Here is a 510-nt window from a genome sequence, read left to right as displayed (position 1 = left end):
GACGCGAGAACTCCACGAACACATCCGGGTTCGGCATCACGGTGACGCCGCCGACCAGCGCCTGCGAGCACTCGCCCGACCGCAGCGCCTGCGCGGCCAGGTGCAGCGCGACCAGCGACGACGAGCACGCCGTGTCCACCGCACCGCCCGTCCCGTGCCCGAGCACCGCGGCAGACTGGACCCGCTACTCGGACAGCAGGGTCCGGCGCGCCTCGGCGGGCGAGAGGTCCGCCAGCCGCAGCGCGAGCGGCAGCCGGCCGGTCACGGTCACCTCGCGGACCGACGCCCGCACCTCCGGCAGGTCGGCCAGCACCGACGCCGGCATGATGGCCGGCCACGCGGGCTCCGCGCAGTTCCGCCGCTCGGGCCTCTCCCTGTTGCCCCCCGCGGCCGCGCTGGCCGCGCTGGCCGCCGCGGTGGGCGGTGGCGAGCCGGCGGTGGTCGCCGAGGACGGGCGCGCGCACGCCGTCCCCGCCACCACCGGCCTGCTGGGGACGGCGGCCGTCCACG

The 510-nt window shown here is 78.4% G+C and carries 2 protein-coding genes and 1 pseudogene; 1 reads left to right on the top strand and 2 read right to left on the bottom strand.

Annotation, left to right across the window (positions count from 1 at the left end; translation table 11 throughout):
• Positions 1 to 154 (bottom strand): annotated as a pseudogene (locus tag PUR56_RS40655) (beta-ketoacyl synthase N-terminal-like domain-containing protein); the annotation flags it as partial.
• 30 nt (positions 155 to 184) lie between these two features.
• Positions 185 to 313 (bottom strand): hypothetical protein, encoded by a 129-nt coding sequence (locus PUR56_RS40650; RefSeq protein WP_329952668.1) that lies wholly within the window; start codon positions 311 to 313, stop codon positions 185 to 187.
• Positions 314 to 323: 10 nt separating this feature from the next.
• Here PUR56_RS40650 and PUR56_RS40645 point away from each other — a divergent pair.
• The coding region (locus PUR56_RS40645; protein ID WP_329952667.1) for a hypothetical protein at positions 324 to 510 on the top strand (187 nt) is incomplete at its 3' end.

The sequence above is a fragment of the Streptomyces sp. BE303 genome, from assembly GCF_036290945.1.
Lineage (GTDB): Bacteria > Actinomycetota > Actinomycetes > Streptomycetales > Streptomycetaceae > Kitasatospora.
This window is presented reverse-complemented; position numbering and strand designations above follow the sequence as displayed.